Here is a 20192-nt window from a genome sequence, read left to right on the forward strand (position 1 = left end):
GCCTGCTGATCGAGGTAGCGCCGGCTCAATCCCGGCCTCGCCAGCCGTTCGATAACCATCCCTATCAACCGTAGTACCCAGAGACAATGCAGATGAACACTATCCAAGAACTGAAAGACCGCCGCGACCAACTGACCCTCGAAGTGGAGAGCATTCAGCGCGACCTGGCGCCCCTCGAAGAAGCGCTGGAAAGCCCAGAGGTCATCCAGCAAGGCCGTCAACGGGCAGTGCAGGATGAAATCAACGATCACAAAAGACGCATAGACTCGCGAAGCTTTGAGATCCACCGTCTGAATCAAAAGACTGATCGCCTCGAGGAACTGGCGAACCGTGAGAGCTTGGCTGCGAGCCACCTCAGTGGCATGGCGAACTGGAAAGCCGATGAGATGGAACTCAACGAAAAGCGCAGCAGCATTGAGACCCGGTTGCAGCAAGTACGCCAGAGCGTTCAGGAAGACATGGCAAAGGCTCGACAAGCTGAAACGGACGCAGCCACCGCCTATGCGCAGGCTGTCGCCTGGGGCGATGTGGAGGGCGAGAAAGCGGCAAACGCCGAAGCTCAAAAGGCCGCAAAAAACCTCACGACTGCGGTTGAGCATCATCGTCGTCAACAACTGCTGATTACCGCCCTGGAACAAGAGCTGGTAACGATTGATCTGCACATCACAGAGACACAAAAAGAACGTGCCAAGATCGAGAAAAAAGCGGCTCACCTGGCTAACATTGTGCTGGAGGAACAATGGAATGAGGCCGCGAAAGCGCTGCTGGAAACAGGCGGTAAGTTGTGGGCCGCACGCGACTTGATTAATCGAGACCCGGTTGCATTGATGAAGCTGGATATCCCTGAACAGGGCGAGCGATTTGGAAGCTGGACGTGGCAAGAACTCGCAGATCGCTCGCGCCAACACAGCCTGATTGACCTACTGGCAGTCTAACCCAAACCTTTCTCGAAGCAGCCTGAGAAAGGCAAGCTGTTTCGGGCCTACCATCGGTCTAACCATGAATTAACCACCACTGAACAGCGCTCAGATGCCTGATTACCTAAAGGCCCGAAAGCTGCATTTGAACGGAATAATTGTCGGCATCTGCGGAATGAAAAAGCTCAACGCAAAAGGAATCAAAGAAACTAAAGTTGAGACGCTCACGATTGATGCAATCAAGGCAGAGCTTGACTTCATTGACCTTCAACTCAAAAGAAAGGACGGGTAATTGAGAAGCGGAAGCCTAAAACAGCTTCCGCTTCGCTAGATCCCCCATTACAACCAGGGCTTTAGATTTTTCAGCTTCTGATCTGTGGCGTTTGTGGGAATACGACGGCTTTTGACCAAAAGCGGACAGTTATGCAGGGTTAGCAAACCTTCCTTGTAGCTTGATGGCGTCTACGAAACTAGGGGCGATTTAAAGCACGCCGTTTTTCAGCAACCATCTGCATGTTTTGCCCCGTAGGTTGCTTGGTCCACAGTGTATTTTTCTCCAGCACTCGAGGAAAGTTGCTTAATGAGGCCTTTGCACGAGAAGCCCATCATATTGAGATACTGCTTCGCAGACCTCACCGCCTGCTGGTTCCAATCAATGTTCATGCTGTCCACTGCTATCGTAGCGTCAGAAACGTCGTAACCCTCTCCAGCATCAGATGAAAGCTGATGAATAAGCCCATTCCGTGAGAAGCCCGTCATGCTGAGATACTGCTTCGCTGATCTGACTGCATTATTTTGAGGTCCAGTCAAATCTCCAGCCCATGAGGGAGCAGCAGCAAAAAAAGTGACAGCCAATATTACTTTCAAAAAATTCATCGGAATATCTCCAGAACCCATGCAGCGTCTCTAACGGCCTTAAAATTCTTGTCTTACGGCTCAACTTTACATGACACGTCCCTTTGAGGGAACTGAGCGAATTTCCATGGCTTTCACCTGGTCAATCAGTGCCTGCAGCTGCGGCGATAGGCCAAGAATCACGTTTATTGCGAGAGTCATTTTTTCCTTGATTACTGAGCTACCGGACGAGGTTGAACTCAACAGACTCGTGGCTAACTAGACAAGCCGCCCTCCTGTCGACGCCATTTACTTTTAAGTCATAGGTTAGACGTACCGAGCCGTTCGGAGCTTCGTAAAAGCCTTGATTGGCAATTGTCGCGCCGGGCAGTTTTTCAGCCAATTGGCCTGCACAAAGAGGTTCAGCATACGCACGGGAAACAGGCTCACTCGTAGCCGGCGTGCCCATCTCGATCTGTGTCCGAGTGTAGAAGGTGTTGTAAAGCTGGCCGCTTCTCACTTCTTTGCACTGTACATAAAACTTCGGTCCACTGGGTCAGAGTCGGTATCGGGCATCGCATATTCAACTGAGGAGCACTTCTTCTGCCTGCGGTGCATTTCAACCAGCGGAGCGAGCAGCGGTTGCCACTTAGCAAACTTGTCCAGTTTCTTACAACCTTCCCCGCAGCCACCGATCTTTTCGGGAATAGCACCAGGTGTGATCGGAGCAAGGTGAAATACAGCTGCTGGCTTGGATTCCTGACCACAGCCGGCCAAGAGCACGGTGACGCTTAAAACGATGAGATATTTCAATGCGGAGTTTCCTTTTTCCGTCAATTAGTATTTTCGAGGCTTCGCTTTGCTGAGTTGACGCAATCGCCGTATCCACTAGCGTCCTCGCTGTCATCGTAAACTTCATCGCAGATCTGCTTCGCTTGCTGCGTCGAGGATGCTGTATGTGCCGGTGGATTGCAGGCTGAAGTATTCGCCGCAATTATCGCGGCGATAATCAAACCTAAAGCTATCAGCGTATGGCGGGGCTCCATGCTTCGGTTTCCTCGAACAGTTTGTCAGTCGTTGTCCTTGCCTACCCTCACTCCATCCACTGCCAGGGTCAGAAAAACAGGCCAAGTCGAGCCGTTCTTGATATCCCACACATAAAAGTGCTTGCCAGGAGTGCCCATGATCTGTGAGTTGTCCTCGACCTGGCGTCTCGCCTGCTCATCCGGCGCGACTACCTGGACGGCGTAACACGGACGGCCGGTATCTAAGTCATACGGACCAGCCTGTCGCCGAAATCGAGAGCCGGGGGGCAGAGTGATTTTGTGCTCGTTTTCGTCACTGCTCATGATCTTTTCCTCGAACTCGTTGCTGCATTGATAAAGCGTTCATAAGTCCCCGGCCATGGACGCATCAAGCTAGGCCCAAGCAAGCTTCTTGACGGGCAATATTAAAACATCTGAAGGGCAGCAATCGGCCCAGGCTGTGTAAAAACGTTTTTGAGCGCGTCAGGTACCCAAACCGGAGTGGAAATCGCGTTTCTACGCGAAATCCACATCTGCAGACTTGCCGATAAATTTCAGATTTAACGTAGACGCGCATTTCAATTTTGGCGAAGCGTTTTTACACACTCTGGGACATAAGCGGACAATATTTTCTCGCACTCAGGGCAGACGTTTCGCCAATTTTTTTTAGTTATGCTGGCTCTCTTTCGTTCACAATTTCATCAAGCACCTTGAATACTCCGTCTAAATCTTCGGCATAGGTAGCGATATAGTTAGACATCACCACCTCCCGGTTGGGGATTTCTTCAGCTTTTGCACGGACAAAAGCTCCATGCTCTCTCCAATACCTGGCAATGCTCTCAATATCGAAGTGCCCTATCAAACCGTCTTTAGAGGCCACGAAGCCATCACCTGGAATCCCCTCAAAATACGAATTGGTGAGGTGACTAAGGCAATGGTTAAGGAAGTGATGGGCATTATTTTCATCAATATTAGGGTTGAAGCAAAAGCCGAATATGTAACGGTCCATTAGCTTTGATATTTCGTGACTATCCTCAACCCCTGACTCATCGTAGTAACCACAGCCGACTCCAGAGCCATTCGCTTCTTTGCTATTGCTTAACTGGTATATTACAAAGCCTTTTACGCCCGAGCGGCTAGCACATATGCTACTGAGGACCGCATTTTTAGTGTTCGGGTCATCTTTATGGGCAATCAACAGCCCCATAGTGTCAAAATTCTCGACCGGAATTGCATCGACTGCAGAGTAAAAGTTTACTTTCCTATCAATGTAATCGGCTTTGAATTTAGCGAACACCACTTGGGAGATTCTTCTCATTCCCATAATTGCCAATCCACTTACCATTCCAGAAGTTGCTGCTTTCGGATGATCAAACACTATGAGTGCTTTTTGAAGGTTATACAGTTGGCCTTGGCGATCTGCAGAGCATTGAAGCCTAAATAGCATTAGGTCATTCCAACCCAAGGCGCCCCGCTCAGCGCCGGCAAGTCGGTCAAGCAGCCCTTTGTTTTTGTACTCTTCAGTGCCAAAAATTCGTCGAGCGATCTCTACTACATTTTCATTGGAGTTTTCGAGGCGCTTGCTATCCGTCCTCCCCCAGCCGGCTCGATCAAGAAGTCTCAAAAGTGAGTAGATAGATCTATGGCGCAAGCTTCCGTCGAACCGACCGATAGATGCGTAGCGGGGTAGGTATTCGACCAAGGTGTTAATGGCATCCTCGGCTGCAACCTGATTGAAGCTGGAAGAGCTATTGACTAGCAGTCTCCAGAATTGGTCGTGGGCTCGCTCGTGAACAACCAGGTCAAAGTTCTCTGATGATAGGATGATGGAGATTTTTTTTCCTTTCATCACTTCTTCAACAGCTTTCTGATACAGAGCGAAAGTGTCTTGGGGCTCAGGAGTGGCAAATCTTACAATAAGCTTTAGGTAGTTTTCTAGGTTTCGAGAGCCTTCATGGTTAAAGCATGCACGGCTAGCTCTTACTGATGGCTCTATGTCTGCGCGCGCGGGCAGTTCAAGAGTTTCTGCGTCGAAGAGTTGACGTAGCAGGAAAGCTTGGGCCGGCTCCATTTCCAAATGCCCTGAGAACGCTGGTGAGTTTATAAAATTGTCGGCACCAGTATTTCTCTTCAGTGAGAATCGACCAGATCTACCTTCTGTCTCTTCTGCATAAATCAGCCTGAACGTGCCTGGGTAAAACAAATGTAATAATATGAGATTAATCAGATCAACCTTATTGAAGTCTGTCCGTGATAGGTCGCTACGTTCCATTTGTAGAATAAGAAGGGCGTTTACGAAACGTTTTACCTTTCGAAGATTCCCGACAAACGGTAAATAGCTTGCTGCTTTATCTCCATCAATGATATCCGCAAGTTCACTGAGCACTTCACCAAGCCGTACCATCGTGTCTGAAGGTACCGATGTAAGTTTTTGCTCCTCATTGTGCCAGTCCCTTGTTAGGAAATTTCGTATTGAGGAGGTGTCGACAAACAAGCTGAGTTTTACAGTAACGAATTTTTCGAGGAACTCGCGTGCGCGCGAGGTTTCCTCTTGAATACCAGCTAGAATTTCGGTGTCATAGCAGAGTATGAATGTTGCCTGAGATAGTCTGAACGTTCTGCGGGTAGCAAATAGAACCGAGTTGGCTGTCTTGGCATCTAATCGATCGAGATCATCTATAACGATGACAACGCGTTTGCCAATACGGCGAAGCACATCGTCAATATCATCTAAAAGTTCATCCAGGGTTTCTTGCGAAGGCTCGACGGCGAACTTGAAGCCCAAGAACGATATATCTGCTTTGCCTTTAATCAGGCGCGAATACCGATTAGCAGCTGGTCGAAATTCGGGCGCATAGGCTTCTCGTTGAATAGTCGCCGACAGCTCTTTGATAAGCCTGTCTGTCAGATCAGGCTCAGAAGCAAAGCGAAGGGGTTCGAAGCGGCAGACAATGATTTCTTTAGGTTTTTTTTCCCAATGACGAGCTGCCAAGTTTATGAAGCTGGTTTTACCAACGCCCCAAGGCCCATCGATACCGAACACCAAGCCTGGGTGTGCGTTGCTAGCCATTACGGTTCTAGCAAATGACTCAGCTTGCGATCCGCAATCCAATGCATCCTCTTTGTTCTGCTGTATTTCATCATCTGATAAGAAATATAGCTGAGGTCTATCTTTTCTTGATCGCGCTCGTAAGTTTTGGACTATTGGCGATAACAACATGGTGCATAAGATTGCGAGTATTGCAGGTGCCCAGTAGGGGTCTGCACCCTGAATGATATCGTGAATTTTTTTGAGATTAAGTGCCACAAGAGAATTTGCCCATACTCCAACTATTACTGCAAGGAGTAGGTCGACCCTACAGCTGCGTATTATACGAGCGGAATCTGAAATAGCTCCTCGGTTGAGAGCGTAATAGACGCAGAGGGCTGTAATAATTAAGATGGCTGAAATTTGAATCCAAAAATTAACATTGATCAATTCAGGGGAAAAATTGTTGCCGAGATAGGATGCCACCCTCCAGACTTCTGCTGCCAGAAAGCCAACCGCAAATGTGCGAAAAAACACCATGAGTTCTGGCATTTTCATCTCTGGCGTCACCATGACCATTTTTACTCCTAAAGTTGATTTCAGACTTCATGCTGTGGTGGTCTTTTTACTCAGGTGGAGCTGCGTATTATCAATCAATTCTTCGGGAGAAATACTCATATGGATATGGGGAATTCTCTGTAACCTTATGCATAGTGAGACACCTACACGTACCAGAGAGGTTTACCACTCCTTGAAGAGTTTCAATATTTCCACATGCTTTGCTTTCTCAGCTTCATGCCAGGCCAAAGACCATTGCCAATTAGAAGTTCGAGGGATGCAGTCAGAGCATTTGTCGCAATGGGTCCTCTTGAATCCGTGCCCAGGTATATCGATTTCTGGATTGTAGAGAAGATTCAGCAAGTTGCCTGTCCCGTGAGCGTATTTGTGTTTCAGACAGACGATGATGTGCATGCCTCCGGCAGAGTGCATCTGTAATGTCTGTGCGACTATGCCTCCGGGCCTGTAGTGAACAAACAGATGTTCGCAATTTTTTACAATTTCTGTCGGATCAAAGTTGATCAGTGCTCTGGCAACGATTTGCCCCATTACATTCTTTGGGTCTTCAGGGTCCATCCCCATATTTCGCGCAGTGTTTCGGAAATATGCCTTTTGCTCCTCTGTGTTAATTTTTAGAAAATCTACTTCAGCCTTCGGTTGATGGTTTTCTTCAACAGTTTTTATTAGCTGAAGCGTCTGAGACGCAAGACTACCAAGAGTCACTTTTAGCGATTGTAACTCTACGTCGCTGAGTAGGTTCGAATGGAGAGCCAGTGAATACAGCTTTTCCGCCCGACCGAGATCATTGGAGAGAAAAGAATAGGTTAGACAAAATTGGAATATGGCCACCATCCAGCTCTGGAAAAAACCAATAGATTCTTCACTGCCTCGCTCCTTCTGGATTATGCGAAAGAGTATCAACGATGGCACACACTCCAGGTACGTCTCGTAGAGGATTTGATATTGCCCATTTTTTGCAGTTAAGCTGAGAAGATCGATTAGCATTTTTAATGCTTGTGCAAACACTTTTATACTGCCTGTGCAATTCGATGCGAAAAATATAACCTTCACCAGTGCTGTGAAGTGCTTTTGCAGCATTGTGGTTCGCCATTAAACTGTCAATTTCATACTTTAGTTTGGCAGCTCTTGCTAATCCAAAAGCGAAATACCTGAGAGTGGCAGACCTCTCTTCTCTAGCAAGGGCGATAATTACCATACTTATACTTGCAATGTCGTTAGCTTGATCAACCATAGCTTTATGCAATGGCGCTGTTTTCAACGCTATGCGGTAATAAAGCCCAGCTACAAAACGGTCTGCTGCGGGCACGATTGGCGACACTATCAATTCTTTTGCGACTTTGTAGATCTTTGGGAAATTTTGTTTTCTAAGAAGGTTTTCTAGATTTTGATGGTGAGCTTTGTACAGAGCATTACCCATCTCTTCAATTCTGCTTTCTAATCGCTGCGGATCCAGGTTGGAAAATCGCTGGATTGAGCCTCTAACACCTTTGAGCGCCAAATAGTCCCAAGAAGCAATCACCGCATCAATGATATTCTGAGCTAGTTTTTCGTCACGCTTTTTTATGATGTTTTGCGTAGGAATATGTATCTGAATGGACTTTGTCTCTACGCCGTTCGCTTTCGAGATAAGCTCTTCATCGTCAGTAATAGAAAGCCAGTAAATAGTTTCACTCGAGACTTCCACTAACACCAGAATGACCGGGATGTTGAACGATAGATAGTATTTAAGCTTGTTAGTCGACAAGGTGTATGAGACGGTCTGCTGATTTTTTAAGAGGGTACAATTGAATTCCCCTTTGATTTGTACCTTAAAAACGAATTCGCTGCCTCGGGCCACGCCCCTCTGATCTGCGACCTCAATTTCCGCATCTATCCCGTGATCGTTTTGATCCTCCTGGGGTCTGAATAACCAGTTGGGCGGGAGGTTGTAAGTGAAGATTCTTCCAGCCAGAGTACCAATTTCAGCAGGTGTCATTCACGGCATCCCGATTAAGCTAATATTTTACGATGTTAGAATATGCCACTCGGATGCTAAAGCAGGCAACCCACCAAATCCATATAGAGCAGCTGCGCTAGGCTTAGCGTACAAATACGACCATTGATGTCGGCAACGTGACCGGTTTTCGAGAACAATTCGGCGCCCTATAGGATTCTCAGCGACTGCTGTCGAAAGCCCCTGTAAAGACGATGCGAAAGCCACCGTTTTAAATCCTATCGAACAGCCGCTTTAGCCTATTTCTGCCGGGGCCAAACGACCGCTATTGGTCCAGGCTGTGTAAAAACGTTTTTGAGCGCGTCAGGTACCCCAAACCGGACTGGAAATCGCGTTTCTACGCGAAATCCACATCTGCAGACTTGCCGATAAATTTCAGATTTAACGTAGACACGCACACTTCAATTTTGGCGAAGCGTTTTTACACAATCTGGGCCGGTAGCGGCCCTTCTAAACGCAGCCCCTAGGTCGATGGCACCCGCCGCAATCATAACAATCAGCTCCTGCCAAGGCATTAATTGATGTAACACCTCTTCGCCATGTAACACGCATATCGGCAAACCATACCCAGCTGTGTAACGCAAAATAAATCTATTAAAATCATACAGTTATATATTTGTGTAACACGCGTAACACCGGGAACACGGTTTTATTAGGGTAGCCCCCTAGCCCCTGTGGTATTGCTCCTTCAGCGAAGCGAGGTGGATCATGCTCTGGGCTTGGGTTCGATGGTGGGGACCCTCGATAATTCTTCTAGGTATGGGGCATGAAACCCGCGGAATCGTGTTAGCGGGAAGCCTCCCAGCTTAGTGAACAGGTGAACCTGGTGAACTCCAGTTCACCTGTGCATTTGCCCTACCGTTTGGGCGATCTGAGGGCATCATTACCAGGACGGTAACGATGACCTAATTTCTTCAAGATCCTTTCAATTTCAACGATTGAAATTTCAGTAACTTCCCACGCCTCCCACTAACTCGATCCCGCGGGTTTCATGCCCCGTGCATCTCTGACTTCGTCAGGGTCCCCAGCACTGAATCTCACCCCTATCAGTCAATCTTCCCCTAATCCACCAGGAGTGAACCCCAGAGTCTGATCGGTGCCTAGAAAGATCTCCCATTTACCCTTCGCATGGGACTGCCGTTGGACACACTGATGGCAATTTGATAGCGTTAGTATCTAGATACCCCCCAAGGATGATGTGATGGCGAAGACGGCAAAAGGGTCAATGAGAAAGGTCGAGATTGCATGCGTGGCATGGATCGACCTTCTTGGATACGGAAGTCAAATCAGCGAATCAGACTTCAATCCTGCACATGAATCTGCCGCTGCAGCGATTCGCCGCCTTGATAGGTTTCATACCGCCGTTAGTGAAAAGGCAAATCGGTATTTTCCTACACTGGCAATGAATGACGGGGTAATTGCTTACAGGGATCTTTCACCTCGAGCCCACAGCGTCACTTACGACTTCCTACGTAGAAGTATTGATCTGTTCCATCATGTCAATAACGTTGATCAGAATGAGCTATCGCATCCAGGAGCACGCATGGTCATTGCGCCAGGGTTCCGAGTCAGGCGCGTACATAGCTTCGAGCAACATTTGAATGATGGTAAAGGCAAATTGATCAAAACAAAGCTTAGGGAAGGGACTATCACACCAGAGCAAGCGATTAACGAAGCCCTTAAAGCCAGACAATATTTCGATGCTGTTCCGGAGCTTCAAGGAAATTTCGCACTCACTCGTGCTTACCTCGCAGACGAATCTGGATCAAAAGCAGGCCTTGGAGGTCCAAACTGTTTCGTTGACCTCAGCCTTTTCTCCAGCACACTCCCTGACTGGATTACCTTTTCAGAAACCATCGACTGGGAGTCACGAGGTATGCAAGCGCAGTTTGGGCGTCTAGCTGGCATCAATCATGAGGCGGCAGGTCGAGTCCAGAGCGAGGGTATTCTTAGCGCCTTCGACATTGCGAAAACCTTGAGCAATGATCACGAAATTGAAGCGAAACTTCGCCAAGAGCGATTTAGAATAGTTCGATGAAAACTACCCTAGGGCTGCTAACAATGTATCCCTACCTGTATCCCTGACCTTATAATCCCGCTACAAGGCACGGACTATATAGAACGCACGAGTCTCCCTCGGGGCACCATCTTAAAGAAAGACCTTGAAATTCAAGGTCTTTTTTTTCGCCTGCAAAAAAGTGCCAGGCGCGGCAGTGGAGGTAGCGGGACCATGGAGTTGACGCTTGAAGCGGTTGCATTGTTCGCGTTGAAGCTGGTGCATGAGACTGACCACGGCAGCCCATTGCTGCGCGATGATCCCGTGATGGAGGGCTATGATCGCGAGGTGTTCGGGTTGTTAGTGCGCCAGGGAAACCTGGCTGAGATCCAGTTGAAGCTCGATGAGTGCATCACCCAGGCGTTGATTGCATTGGGTGGAGCGGACAGCGTTCTCGGGCGTGAATTGCAAAGGCTATCCACCGATGTGCAAAACATCGCTCGTCTTGATGAGTTGACCTGCCCGCTGACCGTACTAAAGGGCTATCTGAAAGATGTGCAATGAATCGTTGATCAGCATAACCGCCAAGTAAACCATCAACACCGCCACCCCTGCATCCAGCCAGCGCCAGACCGCAGGCTTGCGGAATAATACCGTCAATCGCTGACAGCACAGCGCCAACACCACGAACCACACGAGTGATGCCGTCATGGCGCCTGTCGCGAACAGCGCCTGTTGGCCCGCAGGTTTCGTGGCACCGATGGAACCAATCAACACCACGGTATCGAGCCAGGCGTAAGGGTTGGCAAAGCCGAGTATGACCGCCGAGCGCAACAGCCCTCTTTGCGAGTTGCCACCTTGAGCATCCGGCATGGACTGATCCCGGATACAAGCCAACAGACGTTGGCCACCAAACCAAAGCAGATAGGCAGCGCCGGACAACAGCAACAGTGCCATCACCTCAGGCCGACTTCCCAACAACGAACCTAAACCCGTGACCCCGAAAGCGATCAGGAAAATATCGGCCAATACGCAAATAGCGACAACGCCCCAGATCGGCCCGCGACCGACACCTTGGCGGATCACCAAGGTGTCTTTCGGGCCAGGGGCGGCGAACAGTCCGATACCCAAGAGCAAACCTTCGAGGTAAAGGGCATTGAAGTGAGGAAACATGGACTGTTCAAGCCCTCCAAGACTATTAGCGCAGTTGAATCGGTTGATTACCGAAACCGGTATGACGAGCATTCACAGTACTGCCCAGATCAATGGGTTTCTGGCGGTAAAAAGTCGTTAGCAACTGATCCGGATTGGGGTTTGCAAAGTAGATCAATGAGCTTCTGGCAACCGGTTTGCTGGGCGCAAGTACAGCATGGTAGGCGGCAGGCACGGCATGATCGGAGAGTTCTGTCAGCAAGGAGCCCGCCAGCACCGCGACCTCGTTCTCCAGAAGGCGCACCGGCTCCAATGATCGTCCTTTCATCAAAACCAGCCCTTCGCGGGTAGGCTTGATAAACGAAAGCATATGCCCGTCTTCATGAGGGTCCTGGGCATATTTACGAGAATTGTCTTTGACTTGTGGGCCATAGACACACAACTGGATGTACGATGCCGAGCGAAAGGGGGCCAAGGATTGAACGCCAAACTCCGCGCAAATGCCATCCATCACTCCCTGGGCCAACTCGCTCATCTGTCGCTCATAACTGCCGACTGCGGCAACGAAAGTACTTCGGGTGAATTCGAAAGCGGTTCTTTTTGAAGCGTGGGCGGGCTAGTAACAAAACCGCTCGCACAGGTCCGGGTGATCCTCGGCAAGGGAGTACTCGGCGCCAAAAGGGAAAAACCCATCTGTGTCCTGGGCAAAGGAAAATTCATCCTTGATGGCCTGGGGAATGGCCGAATACCCATCAATGATCTTTTTGTAGTCCTGCAACATCGCATCAGGAATTTGCAGGATGCCAAAGCCTGATCGGGCTATGGATTCGCAGCATGCTTTAAATTGAGACATAGCTATATCCAAAGATAGTTGTAAAGGAATGCAACACACCAGGTTCGCAAGCATGCGAGAAACCGCGACACTGGATATAGTCAAACAGAAAGGGACCGATCCATGTCCTTCACAACGTCGCTAGCAGGTTGCGAGTGTGCACGGTCCAATACACGCAACGGCGAGCAAGTTGTCCTTTTTGGCGAACAAGTTGACGACTTTTTTCAAGGATTGGGATCACATACGGACATGAGCATCAAAACCCGCGACACCCTCCAGGCACTGGTCATACGACGCAGTCGGGAACTGGGAAAGTCCATGACAACCCTGGCTAAGGAAGCCGGTATTTCACGAACCTATTTGTACGGATTGGCGGGTGGTATTTCAAAAGATCCGTCGGTACGCACCTTGATCAAACTGGCCAAGGCGCTGCAGGTGTCCCCCTTAATGCTGTTCCGCTACTTCGCCGATTTGTCCGGCTCGCCGGTCGATGCCCATTCAATGGCAACCACCAACCGAGCCATCGGCCTGCATGATCCTGGCGACGTTGTGGTATTCAACGCCGATGTCACCACCCCCGACCAGACCGTCGTGTTGCCAGGCGAAACATTTCAGAAAACCTGGGAGATCCAGAATGTCGGCACCCGCGCCTGGCGCGGTCGACGCTTGGTACGAGTCGACGGTGAATACGTCATCGCCCGTCGAACGGCTACAGGCGCGCCCCTGGAAGTGGTGATGGACAGCCATCTGCGCAGCCTTGACAGCGAGGTGCCGATCGCCGAAACCCTGCCTGGGCAGCCGGTGCATATCACGGTGGAGTTTGGAGCGCCGCGGGAGACCTGTACGGTCACCTCGATCTGGCGTATCGAAGATGAACACGGGCGCCCCTGCTACGGGCCTGCATTCATCCTGCATGTGATCGTCAACGTCATGGCACGCTGAAAGCAGATTTAGCGCCGCCCTTCCACCGCCATCCGCACCGCCAAGCCCATCAACACCGACCCCATCAGCCAGCGCTGCAGCACCTGCCAACCCGGCCGGGTGACAAAGAACACCGCGATGGAACCCGCCATGCAGGCAATCACCGCGTTGACGCTCACGCTGATAACAATCTGCAGGGAACCCAGCGCCAGGGATTGCATCAGCACACTGCCATGCCCATTCGGGTCGATGAACTGGGGCAGCAGCGACAAATACATCACCGCCACTTTGGGATTGAGCAGGTTGGTGACCAAGCCCATGGTCACCAACTTGCGCGGGCTGTCCTTGGGCAAGTCGCGCACCTGGAATGGCGAGCGCCCACCCGGCTTGACCGCCTGCCAGGCCAGGTACACCAGATACAGCGCCCCGCCGAACCGCAACGCGTCGTAGGCAAACGGCACCGCCATCACCAACGCCGTGATACCCAGCGCCGCGCACACCATATACACCACAAACCCCAGCGCCACCCCACCGAGAGAAATCAACCCGGCCGTGCGCCCCTGGCAGATGGAGCGGGAAATCAGGTAGATCATGTTCGGCCCGGGAGTCAGTACCATGCCGAGTGAAATCAGGCCGTAGGCGAGCAAGCTGGACATATCAGGCATGGATTGGCTCCTGGTTTTTTAGGCTGCCAGCGTGAAATCCTTCGCCGACGCGGTCGTGTTGAGCGTCATGCTAGGGGCTTGCAGGCCCAGGCGTTAGATACAGATCCGCAAGTAAAACGTCATACACCCGCGGCACCACTTACCCAGGACAGGCACATGATCGACTTCAACAACAAAGGCTTCTTCAAACTCAAGCAAAACAACGAATACGCCGAACGCGCAGCGGCCCTGCTGCTGGACGGTGAAGAAGTGGTCGACGCCTACAAAGCCATGCGCGACGGCGTCGTGTTTACCACCAAACGCATCATTGCGGTGAACGTGCAGGGGATTACCGGCAGCAAGAAGGACTTCACTTCATTGCCGTACAAGAACATCGTGGCGTACTCGGTGGAAACTTCAGGGACGTTTGATCTGGATTCGGAGTTGGAGATTTACTTTTCTTCGTTGGGGAAGGTGAAGTTCGAATTCACCGGCAAGACCTCGATCGTGGAAATCTCCCGGCTGATTTCCAAGCATCTGCTGAGTTGACCCACATCGCTGTTCAAAAGTGAGCCACCGTTGGGGCGGAACCCTAGGTGGCCGTTACCTCAGGAATGGATATGTACTCGGTATAACTGTGTCAGCTGTCAGGCCGTCTTCGCAGGCAAGCCAGCTCCCACATTTGGATCGCAGCGCGTCAGCTACACCAACGCCCGCTGTCAGGCCGTCACGGGAGCAAGCTCCCTCGCCACAGGTTCAGCGTCGCACAGCTCGCCTAATTTTAAGTCGCCTCTTAACCCCGTGGACGTACACCATTATTCCCGCCCCCTACTCAAACGCCTGCCATACCAAACCGCCCCGCTCAACGCCGCTCCCAAAACCACAACCCCATTCCCAACCAACCAAAACCCAAAATTCCTGCTCTGATCCGCATCCCCTTGGTAAAACGGCCCAAAATACGCAGACACGGCCACCACCAAACCGTTAAACACTCCGAGCGCCACTACAACCAGCCCGACGACAAACACCACGCCCTTAACCAGCTTCATATGACCTTCCAAAACCAGATTTCCCTGGACTCGTGATAGTCCGAGAACGTTCCCTCAATCGAAAACCCCAGCTGGATACGCGGATAACTCAGCCAATCCGTCAACCGCCGTCCATTCCAAAGGTCAATGTGGTCACCGCTGCGATTGCCAAACGTCTCATTCCCTCGGCGCCAAAAAACTTTGAAAAAGATATACCTTGAGCCGAACCCAGTTCAATGTGGGAGCGGGCTTGCTCGCGAATGCTTTGTATCAGTCACCTATTCAGTCACTGGCCCACCGCTTTCGCGAGCAAGCCCGCTCCCACAAGGGGCTGCGTTTAACTGACGGGCATGAAGGCAAGCCCCCCGCCTCTGATCGCGTTGTGCCCGGTGGTAGCCGTCAGCCTGGGCGCCTCACTTGGGCTGGAATGTCGCTAAGTACGCCAGGATATTTTCAATCTTCTCTTGGTCACTGATCCCCCAGAAGATCATCCGCGTGCCACTCACCACCGACTTCGGATTTTCGATGTAGGCCGCCAGTTTTTCCCGCGTCCACACCACGCCCGAATTTTTCATCGCATCCGAATACTGGTAGTCCGTTGTAGTACCGGCAGGCCGGCCAATGATGCCGTTCAGTTCCGGGCCAAAACCTCCCCGCGCGCCTTCACCGATGCTGTGGCAGCCGCCGCAGGTCTTGGTGAAGAGTTTGCCGCCCGCCTCGGCGTCGCCGGCAGCGAGCGCGGGGGCAGCGATAACGGTCAGGGCGAGGCTCAATAACACATACTTCATTCAGGTCTCCCTATCGGCTGTTGCCGTCGATTATGCCTGTTCGACCGGCCTTTCCCCCAGCCGCTCCACCAGGCGTACCAGATAACCGTCCGGGTCTTGCACGATAAACTGGCGTTGCCCGGCCTCCACGTCACCGGCTCGGTACCAGGCATCTTCAACATCGCGGAACAATGGCCAGCCGAGTTGCGCCAGGCGTTGCAGGATAGGCGCCACGGCGGGCACATCGATTTGTAGGTTGATGCCGCGCCCAAACGGTGACTGTAACGGTGCGGTGAGCCACTGGCCGGCATCGGGGTCGTATTGTTCGAGCATGATTTGCGCGCCGTGCAGGTCGAGGTAGGCAAAGCCTTCTTCTGCGCGCTGATAGGCAATGGCGAAACCTAGCTGTTCGACCCAGAACGCCAGGCTGGCGCTGAGGCGGGTGACGATCAGTTCCGGCACGAGCGGGTTACGGTTGAACATGGCATTCCTTGGAAGGCGGGGTGGCGTTCACCTTAACGGATTGTCGCGCCCAGAGTTCACAAGCAGCCAAATGACCACCCATCGTTTAAAAAACATCCAATCGAACCTATCCGGCCACCTTCCACTCCACCTTACTGAACCCCTGATGGTGGAGTAAGGATCATGGCTCAGCCATCGATTTTGGTATTGGAAGACGACGAGATCATTCGGGCGTTGATGGTGGATGTGCTGGAAGACTTTGGTGCGGTGGTGACATCGTTTGCATCGGCAGACGAAGGGATGATTTACCTGGAGCGCGGCGATGACCCGGTGGATTTGATTGTCAGTGATATTCAAATGCCCGGTTTGCTCAATGGTTATGACTTGAGCCGTGTGGTCGCCCATCGCTGGCCTGAAGTGCAGGTGGTGCTGACCTCAGGCAATACGAAAATCGCCGCCGAGTTGGGCAGTTCGGTGCGGTTTCTGCCCAAACCGTGGAGTACCGACCACTTGCTCGAGTGCGTGCAGACGGCATTGATGCACTAGGGCCTGCCCCTGCATTGATAGCAGCTCGATATCATTTCAACCGAACTTGAGGGCCCGGTCTGCGGTCATGTAATGTGCAGGGAGCGACTTTTCTGATCCGCTGGTCAGCCTTTTCGCTTCTGCGTTCAGCTGACGACAATGAGTTGTGTAGAATCGTCGCCCATTTTCACGCGTCATTCATGGCCGACAGGCCCACAGTTCGAGCTCATTGAATGCATTCACAGGCCCATGACGTTAGTGCGCCCTCCTTGTTGGAAACGTTGCGCACGGGCACGGGCCTGCTGCATGTGGCGTTGGAACAGCGCCTGCCGTTTTTTTCCGAGCGCCTGGATGCCCAGTGGTATCGGCGCTTGCTGCAGGCGTATTACGGCTTTTATCAGCCAATGGAAGCGGCGCTGTATGACAGCGGTTTGATTCCCGAGGGATATGAGTCTGCGTTGCGTGTGAAAACGCCAACACTGGTGCATGACCTGCACGCACTCGGCCTGACTGACCACGCCATCCATGCCCTGCCTCGCTGTACCCAACTCCCCGTATTAGACACACCGGCTGCGTGCCTCGGCGCCCTGTATGTGCTGGAAGGCGCCACCCTGGGCGGCCAAGTGCTGCGCCGGGAAATGGCCCTGCGCCTGGGTGTGAACGCCGACAACGGCGGTGCCTTTCTCAATGTATACGGCGCCGAGACCGGACGGCGCTGGAAAGATTTCCTCGATTATCTGGCCCGCCAGCCACTGGATACACATACCGCCGCGCGCGCGGTGATGGCGGCCCGTTCGACATTCAGCGGCTTTGAGCAATGGCTCGACAGCCAGGAGGTATTGCTATGAAACCCGAAGATTTTGAAGAGCTGCTTGCCAACTGCGCCGACGAACCCATTCGTTTTCCGGGGGCCATCCAGCCCCACGGCGTGCTGCTGACCTTGTCGGAGCCCGGCCTGAACATCATTCAGGTAAGTGCCAACGTCGGTACGTTGTTCGGCCACACCCCCGAGGCGCTGTTGAATCAACCGTTGCACAGGTTGATTGGCGAGGAGTACGCCCAGGCCGTGCAAACCATGGCCGAGGACAGCGCATTCCTGGACTCGCCGCCCCTGCTCATCACCTTCAAGGGTGAGCAGTTCGAAGGCCTGTTGCATCGCCACCAGGGCGTGTTGGTGCTGGAATTCGAACCCCGGCTCAAGGATTTCAAACCCCGTGCGCACAATGGCCGCACCAGCGACCTGGGCAAAATGCTGCATCGCCTGCAATCGGCAAAGACCTTGCAGGCGCTCTACACCATCAGCGTCAACGAAATCCAGGCCATGACCGGTTATGACCGGGTGCTCATCTATCGCTTCGAAGAAGAAGGCCATGGCCAGGTGATCGCCGAAGCTTCGGCGCCGTCCATGGAGCTGTTCAACGGGCTGTTCTTCCCCGCGTCCGACATCCCCGAACAGGCTCGCGAGCTGTACCGCACCAACTGGCTACGGATCATCCCGAATGCGTCCTACGAACCAGTACCGCTGCTGCCCAAATTGCGCCCGGACACGGGCCAGCCCCTGGACCTGAGCTTCGCCACCCTGCGCAGCGTGTCGCCGATTCACTGCCAGTACATGCAGAACATGGGCGTGTTGTCGTCCATGAGTATTTCACTGATGAAGGGCGACAAACTCTGGGGCCTGATCAGCTGCGGCAACCGCGAGCCACTGCTGGTGCCTAACGATTTGCGCATGGCCTGTCAGACCATCGGCCAGGTGCTGTCATTGCAGATCAGTGCCATGGAGACCCTGGAGCTGACCCGCCAGCGCGAAGAAAAAGTCGAAGCGCTGGCGCTGCTGGACCTGGCGATGAAGGCCTCTGCCAATAACGTATTCGACGGCCTGGCCCAGCAAGGCCGAATGCTGATGGACCTGACCCTCTCTGGTGGCGTGGCGATCATCGAAGATAAACAATTGCACCGCTACGGCAACTGCCCGGAACCGGCGCAGATACGCGCGCTGCACAAGTGGTTGCAGGGCAACGGCGCACCGGTATTTTCCAGCCATAACCTGGCCTCGGTTTATCCGCCTGCCGCCGAGTATCAGAGCGTGGCCAGCGGCGTGCTTGCCATGAGCTTGCCCAAGCCTGTGGATAACGGCGTGTTGTGGTTTCGCCCGGAAGTCAAAGAGAACATCCACTGGAGTGGCGACCCGAACAAGCCGCTGAACCTGGAAACCTGCGACGCGGGCATGCGCCTTCGCCCACGTACCTCGTTTGAAATCTGGAAAGTGGAAATGGCCGGCATCTCCACCAAATGGAGCCATGGCGACCTGTTTGCCGCCAATGATTTGCGCCGCTCGGCCCTGGAGAACGACCTGTCCCGACAGGTGCTGCGCGAGCAACAAGCGGTGCGTGCGCGGGACGAACTGGTCGCGGTGGTTTCCCACGATCTGCGCAACCCCATGACCGTCATCTCCATGCTCTGCGGCATGATGCAAAAAGCCTTCAGCTCCGATGGCCCCCACACTTCACGGCGCATCTCTTCCGCCATCGACACCATGCAACAGGCTGCCGGGCGCATGAACGTGTTGCTGGAGGATTTGCTCGACACCTCGAAAATCGAGGCCGGCCGCTATGTGGTCAAGCCGGTGGCGCTGGACGTCAGCCAGATTTTTGAAGAGGCGTATTCGCTGCTGGCGCCCCTGGCCTCGGAAAAGGGCATCGACCTGTCGTTCAATGTCGAGCCTGGCCTGCAGATCAAAGCCGACCCGGAGCGCTTGTTCCAGGTGCTGTCAAACCTGATCGGCAACGCGATCAAATTCACCCCGCGCCAGGGCAACATCGGCATCAGCGCCATGAGCAACGGCGAGGAGATTGTATTTTCGGTGCGCGACTCCGGTGAAGGCATTGCGCCGGACGACCTGCCCCATGTGTTCGATCGCTATTGGACCCAGACTGAAAACAACCCCACCGGCAGCGGACTGGGACTGTATATCACCCAGGGGATTGTCCAGGCCCATGGTGGGCGCATCGAGGCCGAAAGCGAATTGGGCCGCGGCAGTGAATTCAGGTTTACGGTGCCTAAGCCTGCTTGAAACGCTCTCAAATCCTACAAGCCAGACATTTGGTTACCTATGGCCGGGAACGAAAAAACCGGCCAGCTCCACTCAATCAGTGCGCAGTCAAAGGGAGTATTGATGCGATAACCATCCTCCAATTGAGTAAGGGGTTTTACCGATGATCGTTGGCAATTCGTTTAGCAGCTTCAGCTATAACATCCAGCAAGGCATGAAAGATAACCAGCCTCCAGCCAATCCCGCGCCCACCTCTTCGCCGGTTGACAGCAACCAACAGGAGCAACATACCCAACCAAAACCCAAAAATTCGGGTCTGGACTCCATTGGAGGCGGCAAGCTGACTTAAACCGTTACGGGCCACCGGCAACAAGTGCAGCGCACAGCGCTGCACTCCGTTAACAAAACACTGACATCCTCTGCGTTATCCTCTCCAG

General features: G+C 52.5%; 24 protein-coding genes. 10 read left to right on the plus strand and 14 right to left on the minus strand.

What is annotated here, in order from left to right:
- Positions 1–92: 92 nt before the first annotated feature.
- Both N2A98_RS21870 and N2A98_RS21875 read left to right on the plus strand, forming a co-directional pair.
- Entirely contained in the window at positions 93–935 is an 843-nt protein-coding gene (locus tag N2A98_RS21870) for a chromosome segregation protein SMC (RefSeq protein ID WP_275622632.1), read from the plus strand.
- 94 nt (positions 936–1029) lie between these two features.
- Positions 1030–1209 carry a hypothetical protein gene (locus N2A98_RS21875; RefSeq protein ID WP_017846200.1) on the plus strand — a complete coding sequence of 60 codons (180 nt, stop codon included), beginning with the start codon at positions 1030–1032 and terminating at the stop codon, positions 1207–1209.
- Positions 1210–1415: 206 nt separating this feature from the next.
- On the opposite strand, the gene N2A98_RS21880 is transcribed toward N2A98_RS21875, so the two are convergent.
- From N2A98_RS21880 to N2A98_RS21905, 6 genes are all read right to left on the minus strand, one after another.
- Entirely contained in the window at positions 1416–1793 is a 378-nt protein-coding gene (locus N2A98_RS21880; RefSeq protein WP_017846201.1) for an Ltp family lipoprotein, read from the minus strand.
- 474 nt (positions 1794–2267) lie between these two features.
- Positions 2268–2564, minus strand: a complete 297-nt coding sequence (locus N2A98_RS21885; protein WP_275622633.1) for a hypothetical protein — start codon at positions 2562–2564, stop codon at positions 2268–2270.
- A 257-nt stretch (positions 2565–2821) separates the two neighbouring features.
- Complete coding sequence (locus tag N2A98_RS21890; protein WP_125970659.1) at positions 2822–3100, minus strand: hypothetical protein; 279 nt, start codon at positions 3098–3100, stop codon at positions 2822–2824.
- A 346-nt stretch (positions 3101–3446) separates the two neighbouring features.
- Positions 3447–6383, minus strand: a complete 2937-nt coding sequence (locus N2A98_RS21895) for a KAP family NTPase (RefSeq protein ID WP_275622634.1) — start codon at positions 6381–6383, stop codon at positions 3447–3449.
- Positions 6384–6545: 162 nt separating this feature from the next.
- A complete protein-coding gene (locus tag N2A98_RS21900) occupies positions 6546–7211 on the minus strand; it encodes a hypothetical protein (RefSeq protein ID WP_275622635.1) in 666 nt (221 codons plus the stop codon).
- A 31-nt stretch (positions 7212–7242) separates the two neighbouring features.
- Positions 7243–8358, minus strand: coding sequence for a DUF4365 domain-containing protein (locus tag N2A98_RS21905; protein ID WP_275622636.1), 1116 nt, complete (start codon positions 8356–8358; stop codon positions 7243–7245).
- Positions 8359–9577: 1219 nt separating this feature from the next.
- On the opposite strand from N2A98_RS21905, the gene N2A98_RS21910 reads away from it, so the two are divergent.
- A complete protein-coding gene (locus tag N2A98_RS21910; protein ID WP_125970662.1) occupies positions 9578–10414 on the plus strand; it encodes a hypothetical protein in 837 nt (278 codons plus the stop codon).
- Between the two features lie 192 nt (positions 10415–10606).
- Positions 10607–10936 carry a hypothetical protein gene (locus N2A98_RS21915; protein WP_034133612.1) on the plus strand — a complete coding sequence of 110 codons (330 nt, stop codon included), beginning with the start codon at positions 10607–10609 and terminating at the stop codon, positions 10934–10936.
- On the opposite strand, the gene N2A98_RS21920 is transcribed toward N2A98_RS21915, so the two are convergent.
- The 3 genes from N2A98_RS21920 to N2A98_RS21930 all read right to left on the minus strand — a co-directional run bounded on the left by N2A98_RS21920 (position 10907) and on the right by N2A98_RS21930 (position 12377).
- Positions 10907–11545, minus strand: coding sequence for a LysE family transporter (locus N2A98_RS21920; RefSeq protein ID WP_044268254.1), 639 nt, complete (start codon positions 11543–11545; stop codon positions 10907–10909). The genes N2A98_RS21915 and N2A98_RS21920 overlap by 30 nt on opposite strands.
- A 25-nt stretch (positions 11546–11570) precedes the next feature.
- Positions 11571–12059, minus strand: coding sequence for a 2OG-Fe(II) oxygenase family protein (locus tag N2A98_RS21925; protein WP_275622637.1), 489 nt, complete (start codon positions 12057–12059; stop codon positions 11571–11573).
- An 81-nt stretch (positions 12060–12140) separates the two neighbouring features.
- Positions 12141–12377: a hypothetical protein gene (locus N2A98_RS21930; RefSeq protein ID WP_275622638.1), complete on the minus strand. Its 237-nt coding sequence runs from the start codon at positions 12375–12377 to the stop codon at positions 12141–12143.
- Positions 12378–12605: 228 nt separating this feature from the next.
- Between N2A98_RS21930 and N2A98_RS21935 the strand changes: the two genes are divergently transcribed.
- Positions 12606–13298: an NBR1-Ig-like domain-containing protein gene (locus tag N2A98_RS21935; RefSeq protein ID WP_032895378.1), complete on the plus strand. Its 693-nt coding sequence runs from the start codon at positions 12606–12608 to the stop codon at positions 13296–13298.
- A gap of 8 nt (positions 13299–13306) precedes the next feature.
- Here N2A98_RS21935 and N2A98_RS21940 read toward each other — a convergent pair whose 3' ends face one another.
- Positions 13307–13942, minus strand: coding sequence for a LysE family translocator (locus N2A98_RS21940; protein WP_044268262.1), 636 nt, complete (start codon positions 13940–13942; stop codon positions 13307–13309).
- A gap of 156 nt (positions 13943–14098) precedes the next feature.
- On the opposite strand from N2A98_RS21940, the gene N2A98_RS21945 reads away from it, so the two are divergent.
- Positions 14099–14470, plus strand: coding sequence for a PH domain-containing protein (locus tag N2A98_RS21945; RefSeq protein ID WP_275622639.1), 372 nt, complete (start codon positions 14099–14101; stop codon positions 14468–14470).
- A gap of 266 nt (positions 14471–14736) precedes the next feature.
- Here N2A98_RS21945 and N2A98_RS21950 read toward each other — a convergent pair whose 3' ends face one another.
- From N2A98_RS21950 to N2A98_RS21965, 4 genes are all read right to left on the minus strand, one after another.
- The gene (locus N2A98_RS21950; protein ID WP_078803760.1) at positions 14737–14970 is read right to left on the minus strand and encodes a hypothetical protein; all 234 of its coding nucleotides are present in this window, start codon (positions 14968–14970) and stop codon (positions 14737–14739) included.
- On the minus strand, positions 14967–15161 hold the full coding sequence (locus tag N2A98_RS21955) for a T6SS effector amidase Tae4 family protein (protein ID WP_235369362.1): 195 nt from the start codon (positions 15159–15161) through the stop codon (positions 14967–14969). The genes N2A98_RS21950 and N2A98_RS21955 overlap by 4 nt, the downstream gene beginning before the upstream one ends.
- A gap of 201 nt (positions 15162–15362) precedes the next feature.
- Entirely contained in the window at positions 15363–15737 is a 375-nt protein-coding gene (locus tag N2A98_RS21960) for a cytochrome c family protein (RefSeq protein ID WP_044268267.1), read from the minus strand.
- Positions 15738–15767: 30 nt separating this feature from the next.
- On the minus strand, positions 15768–16199 hold the full coding sequence (locus N2A98_RS21965; RefSeq protein ID WP_044268269.1) for a VOC family protein: 432 nt from the start codon (positions 16197–16199) through the stop codon (positions 15768–15770).
- A 162-nt stretch (positions 16200–16361) separates the two neighbouring features.
- Here N2A98_RS21965 and N2A98_RS21970 point away from each other — a divergent pair, with 162 nt between their 5' ends.
- The 4 genes from N2A98_RS21970 to N2A98_RS21985 all read left to right on the plus strand — a co-directional run bounded on the left by N2A98_RS21970 (position 16362) and on the right by N2A98_RS21985 (position 20104).
- Complete coding sequence (locus N2A98_RS21970; RefSeq protein ID WP_044268271.1) at positions 16362–16724, plus strand: response regulator; 363 nt, start codon at positions 16362–16364, stop codon at positions 16722–16724.
- 212 nt (positions 16725–16936) lie between these two features.
- Positions 16937–17551 (plus strand): biliverdin-producing heme oxygenase, encoded by a 615-nt coding sequence (locus N2A98_RS21975; RefSeq protein ID WP_044268276.1) that lies wholly within the window; start codon positions 16937–16939, stop codon positions 17549–17551.
- Complete coding sequence (locus N2A98_RS21980; RefSeq protein ID WP_044268278.1) at positions 17548–19776, plus strand: ATP-binding protein; 2229 nt, start codon at positions 17548–17550, stop codon at positions 19774–19776. The genes N2A98_RS21975 and N2A98_RS21980 overlap by 4 nt, the downstream gene beginning before the upstream one ends.
- Positions 19777–19918: 142 nt before the next feature.
- Positions 19919–20104 carry a hypothetical protein gene (locus N2A98_RS21985; RefSeq protein ID WP_044268282.1) on the plus strand — a complete coding sequence of 62 codons (186 nt, stop codon included), beginning with the start codon at positions 19919–19921 and terminating at the stop codon, positions 20102–20104.
- Positions 20105–20192 lie beyond the last annotated feature (88 nt).

Source organism: Pseudomonas sp. FJ2-5-13 (genome assembly GCF_029201605.1).
In the GTDB taxonomy this organism is placed as follows: Bacteria; Pseudomonadota; Gammaproteobacteria; order Pseudomonadales; family Pseudomonadaceae; genus Aquipseudomonas; species Aquipseudomonas lactis.

What these genes read in the sequence shown, in the direction of transcription:
- N2A98_RS21950 (WP_078803760.1), bottom strand. Translation starts at nt 14,970, where the DNA reads ATGAAGCTGGTTAAGGGCGTGGTGTTTGTCGTCGGGCTGGTTGTAGTG.
- N2A98_RS21880 (WP_017846201.1), bottom strand. Translation starts at nt 1,793, where the DNA reads ATGAATTTTTTGAAAGTAATATTGGCTGTCACTTTTTTTGCTGCTGCT.
- N2A98_RS21935 (WP_032895378.1), top strand. Translation starts at nt 12,606, where the DNA reads ATGAGCATCAAAACCCGCGACACCCTCCAGGCACTGGTCATACGACGC.
- N2A98_RS21875 (WP_017846200.1), top strand. Translation starts at nt 1,030, where the DNA reads ATGCCTGATTACCTAAAGGCCCGAAAGCTGCATTTGAACGGAATAATT.
- N2A98_RS21915 (WP_034133612.1), top strand. Translation starts at nt 10,607, where the DNA reads ATGGAGTTGACGCTTGAAGCGGTTGCATTGTTCGCGTTGAAGCTGGTG.
- N2A98_RS21920 (WP_044268254.1), bottom strand. Translation starts at nt 11,545, where the DNA reads ATGTTTCCTCACTTCAATGCCCTTTACCTCGAAGGTTTGCTCTTGGGT.
- N2A98_RS21930 (WP_275622638.1), bottom strand. Translation starts at nt 12,377, where the DNA reads ATGTCTCAATTTAAAGCATGCTGCGAATCCATAGCCCGATCAGGCTTT.
- N2A98_RS21895 (WP_275622634.1), bottom strand. Translation starts at nt 6,383, where the DNA reads ATGGTCATGGTGACGCCAGAGATGAAAATGCCAGAACTCATGGTGTTT.
- N2A98_RS21970 (WP_044268271.1), top strand. Translation starts at nt 16,362, where the DNA reads ATGGCTCAGCCATCGATTTTGGTATTGGAAGACGACGAGATCATTCGG.
- N2A98_RS21980 (WP_044268278.1), top strand. Translation starts at nt 17,548, where the DNA reads ATGAAACCCGAAGATTTTGAAGAGCTGCTTGCCAACTGCGCCGACGAA.
- N2A98_RS21975 (WP_044268276.1), top strand. Translation starts at nt 16,937, where the DNA reads ATGCATTCACAGGCCCATGACGTTAGTGCGCCCTCCTTGTTGGAAACG.
- N2A98_RS21910 (WP_125970662.1), top strand. Translation starts at nt 9,578, where the DNA reads ATGGCGAAGACGGCAAAAGGGTCAATGAGAAAGGTCGAGATTGCATGC.
- N2A98_RS21925 (WP_275622637.1), bottom strand. Translation starts at nt 12,059, where the DNA reads ATGAGCGAGTTGGCCCAGGGAGTGATGGATGGCATTTGCGCGGAGTTT.
- N2A98_RS21905 (WP_275622636.1), bottom strand. Translation starts at nt 8,358, where the DNA reads ATGACACCTGCTGAAATTGGTACTCTGGCTGGAAGAATCTTCACTTAC.
- N2A98_RS21890 (WP_125970659.1), bottom strand. Translation starts at nt 3,100, where the DNA reads ATGAGCAGTGACGAAAACGAGCACAAAATCACTCTGCCCCCCGGCTCT.
- N2A98_RS21985 (WP_044268282.1), top strand. Translation starts at nt 19,919, where the DNA reads ATGATCGTTGGCAATTCGTTTAGCAGCTTCAGCTATAACATCCAGCAA.
- N2A98_RS21945 (WP_275622639.1), top strand. Translation starts at nt 14,099, where the DNA reads ATGATCGACTTCAACAACAAAGGCTTCTTCAAACTCAAGCAAAACAAC.
- N2A98_RS21940 (WP_044268262.1), bottom strand. Translation starts at nt 13,942, where the DNA reads ATGCCTGATATGTCCAGCTTGCTCGCCTACGGCCTGATTTCACTCGGC.
- N2A98_RS21870 (WP_275622632.1), top strand. Translation starts at nt 93, where the DNA reads ATGAACACTATCCAAGAACTGAAAGACCGCCGCGACCAACTGACCCTC.
- N2A98_RS21960 (WP_044268267.1), bottom strand. Translation starts at nt 15,737, where the DNA reads ATGAAGTATGTGTTATTGAGCCTCGCCCTGACCGTTATCGCTGCCCCC.
- N2A98_RS21965 (WP_044268269.1), bottom strand. Translation starts at nt 16,199, where the DNA reads ATGTTCAACCGTAACCCGCTCGTGCCGGAACTGATCGTCACCCGCCTC.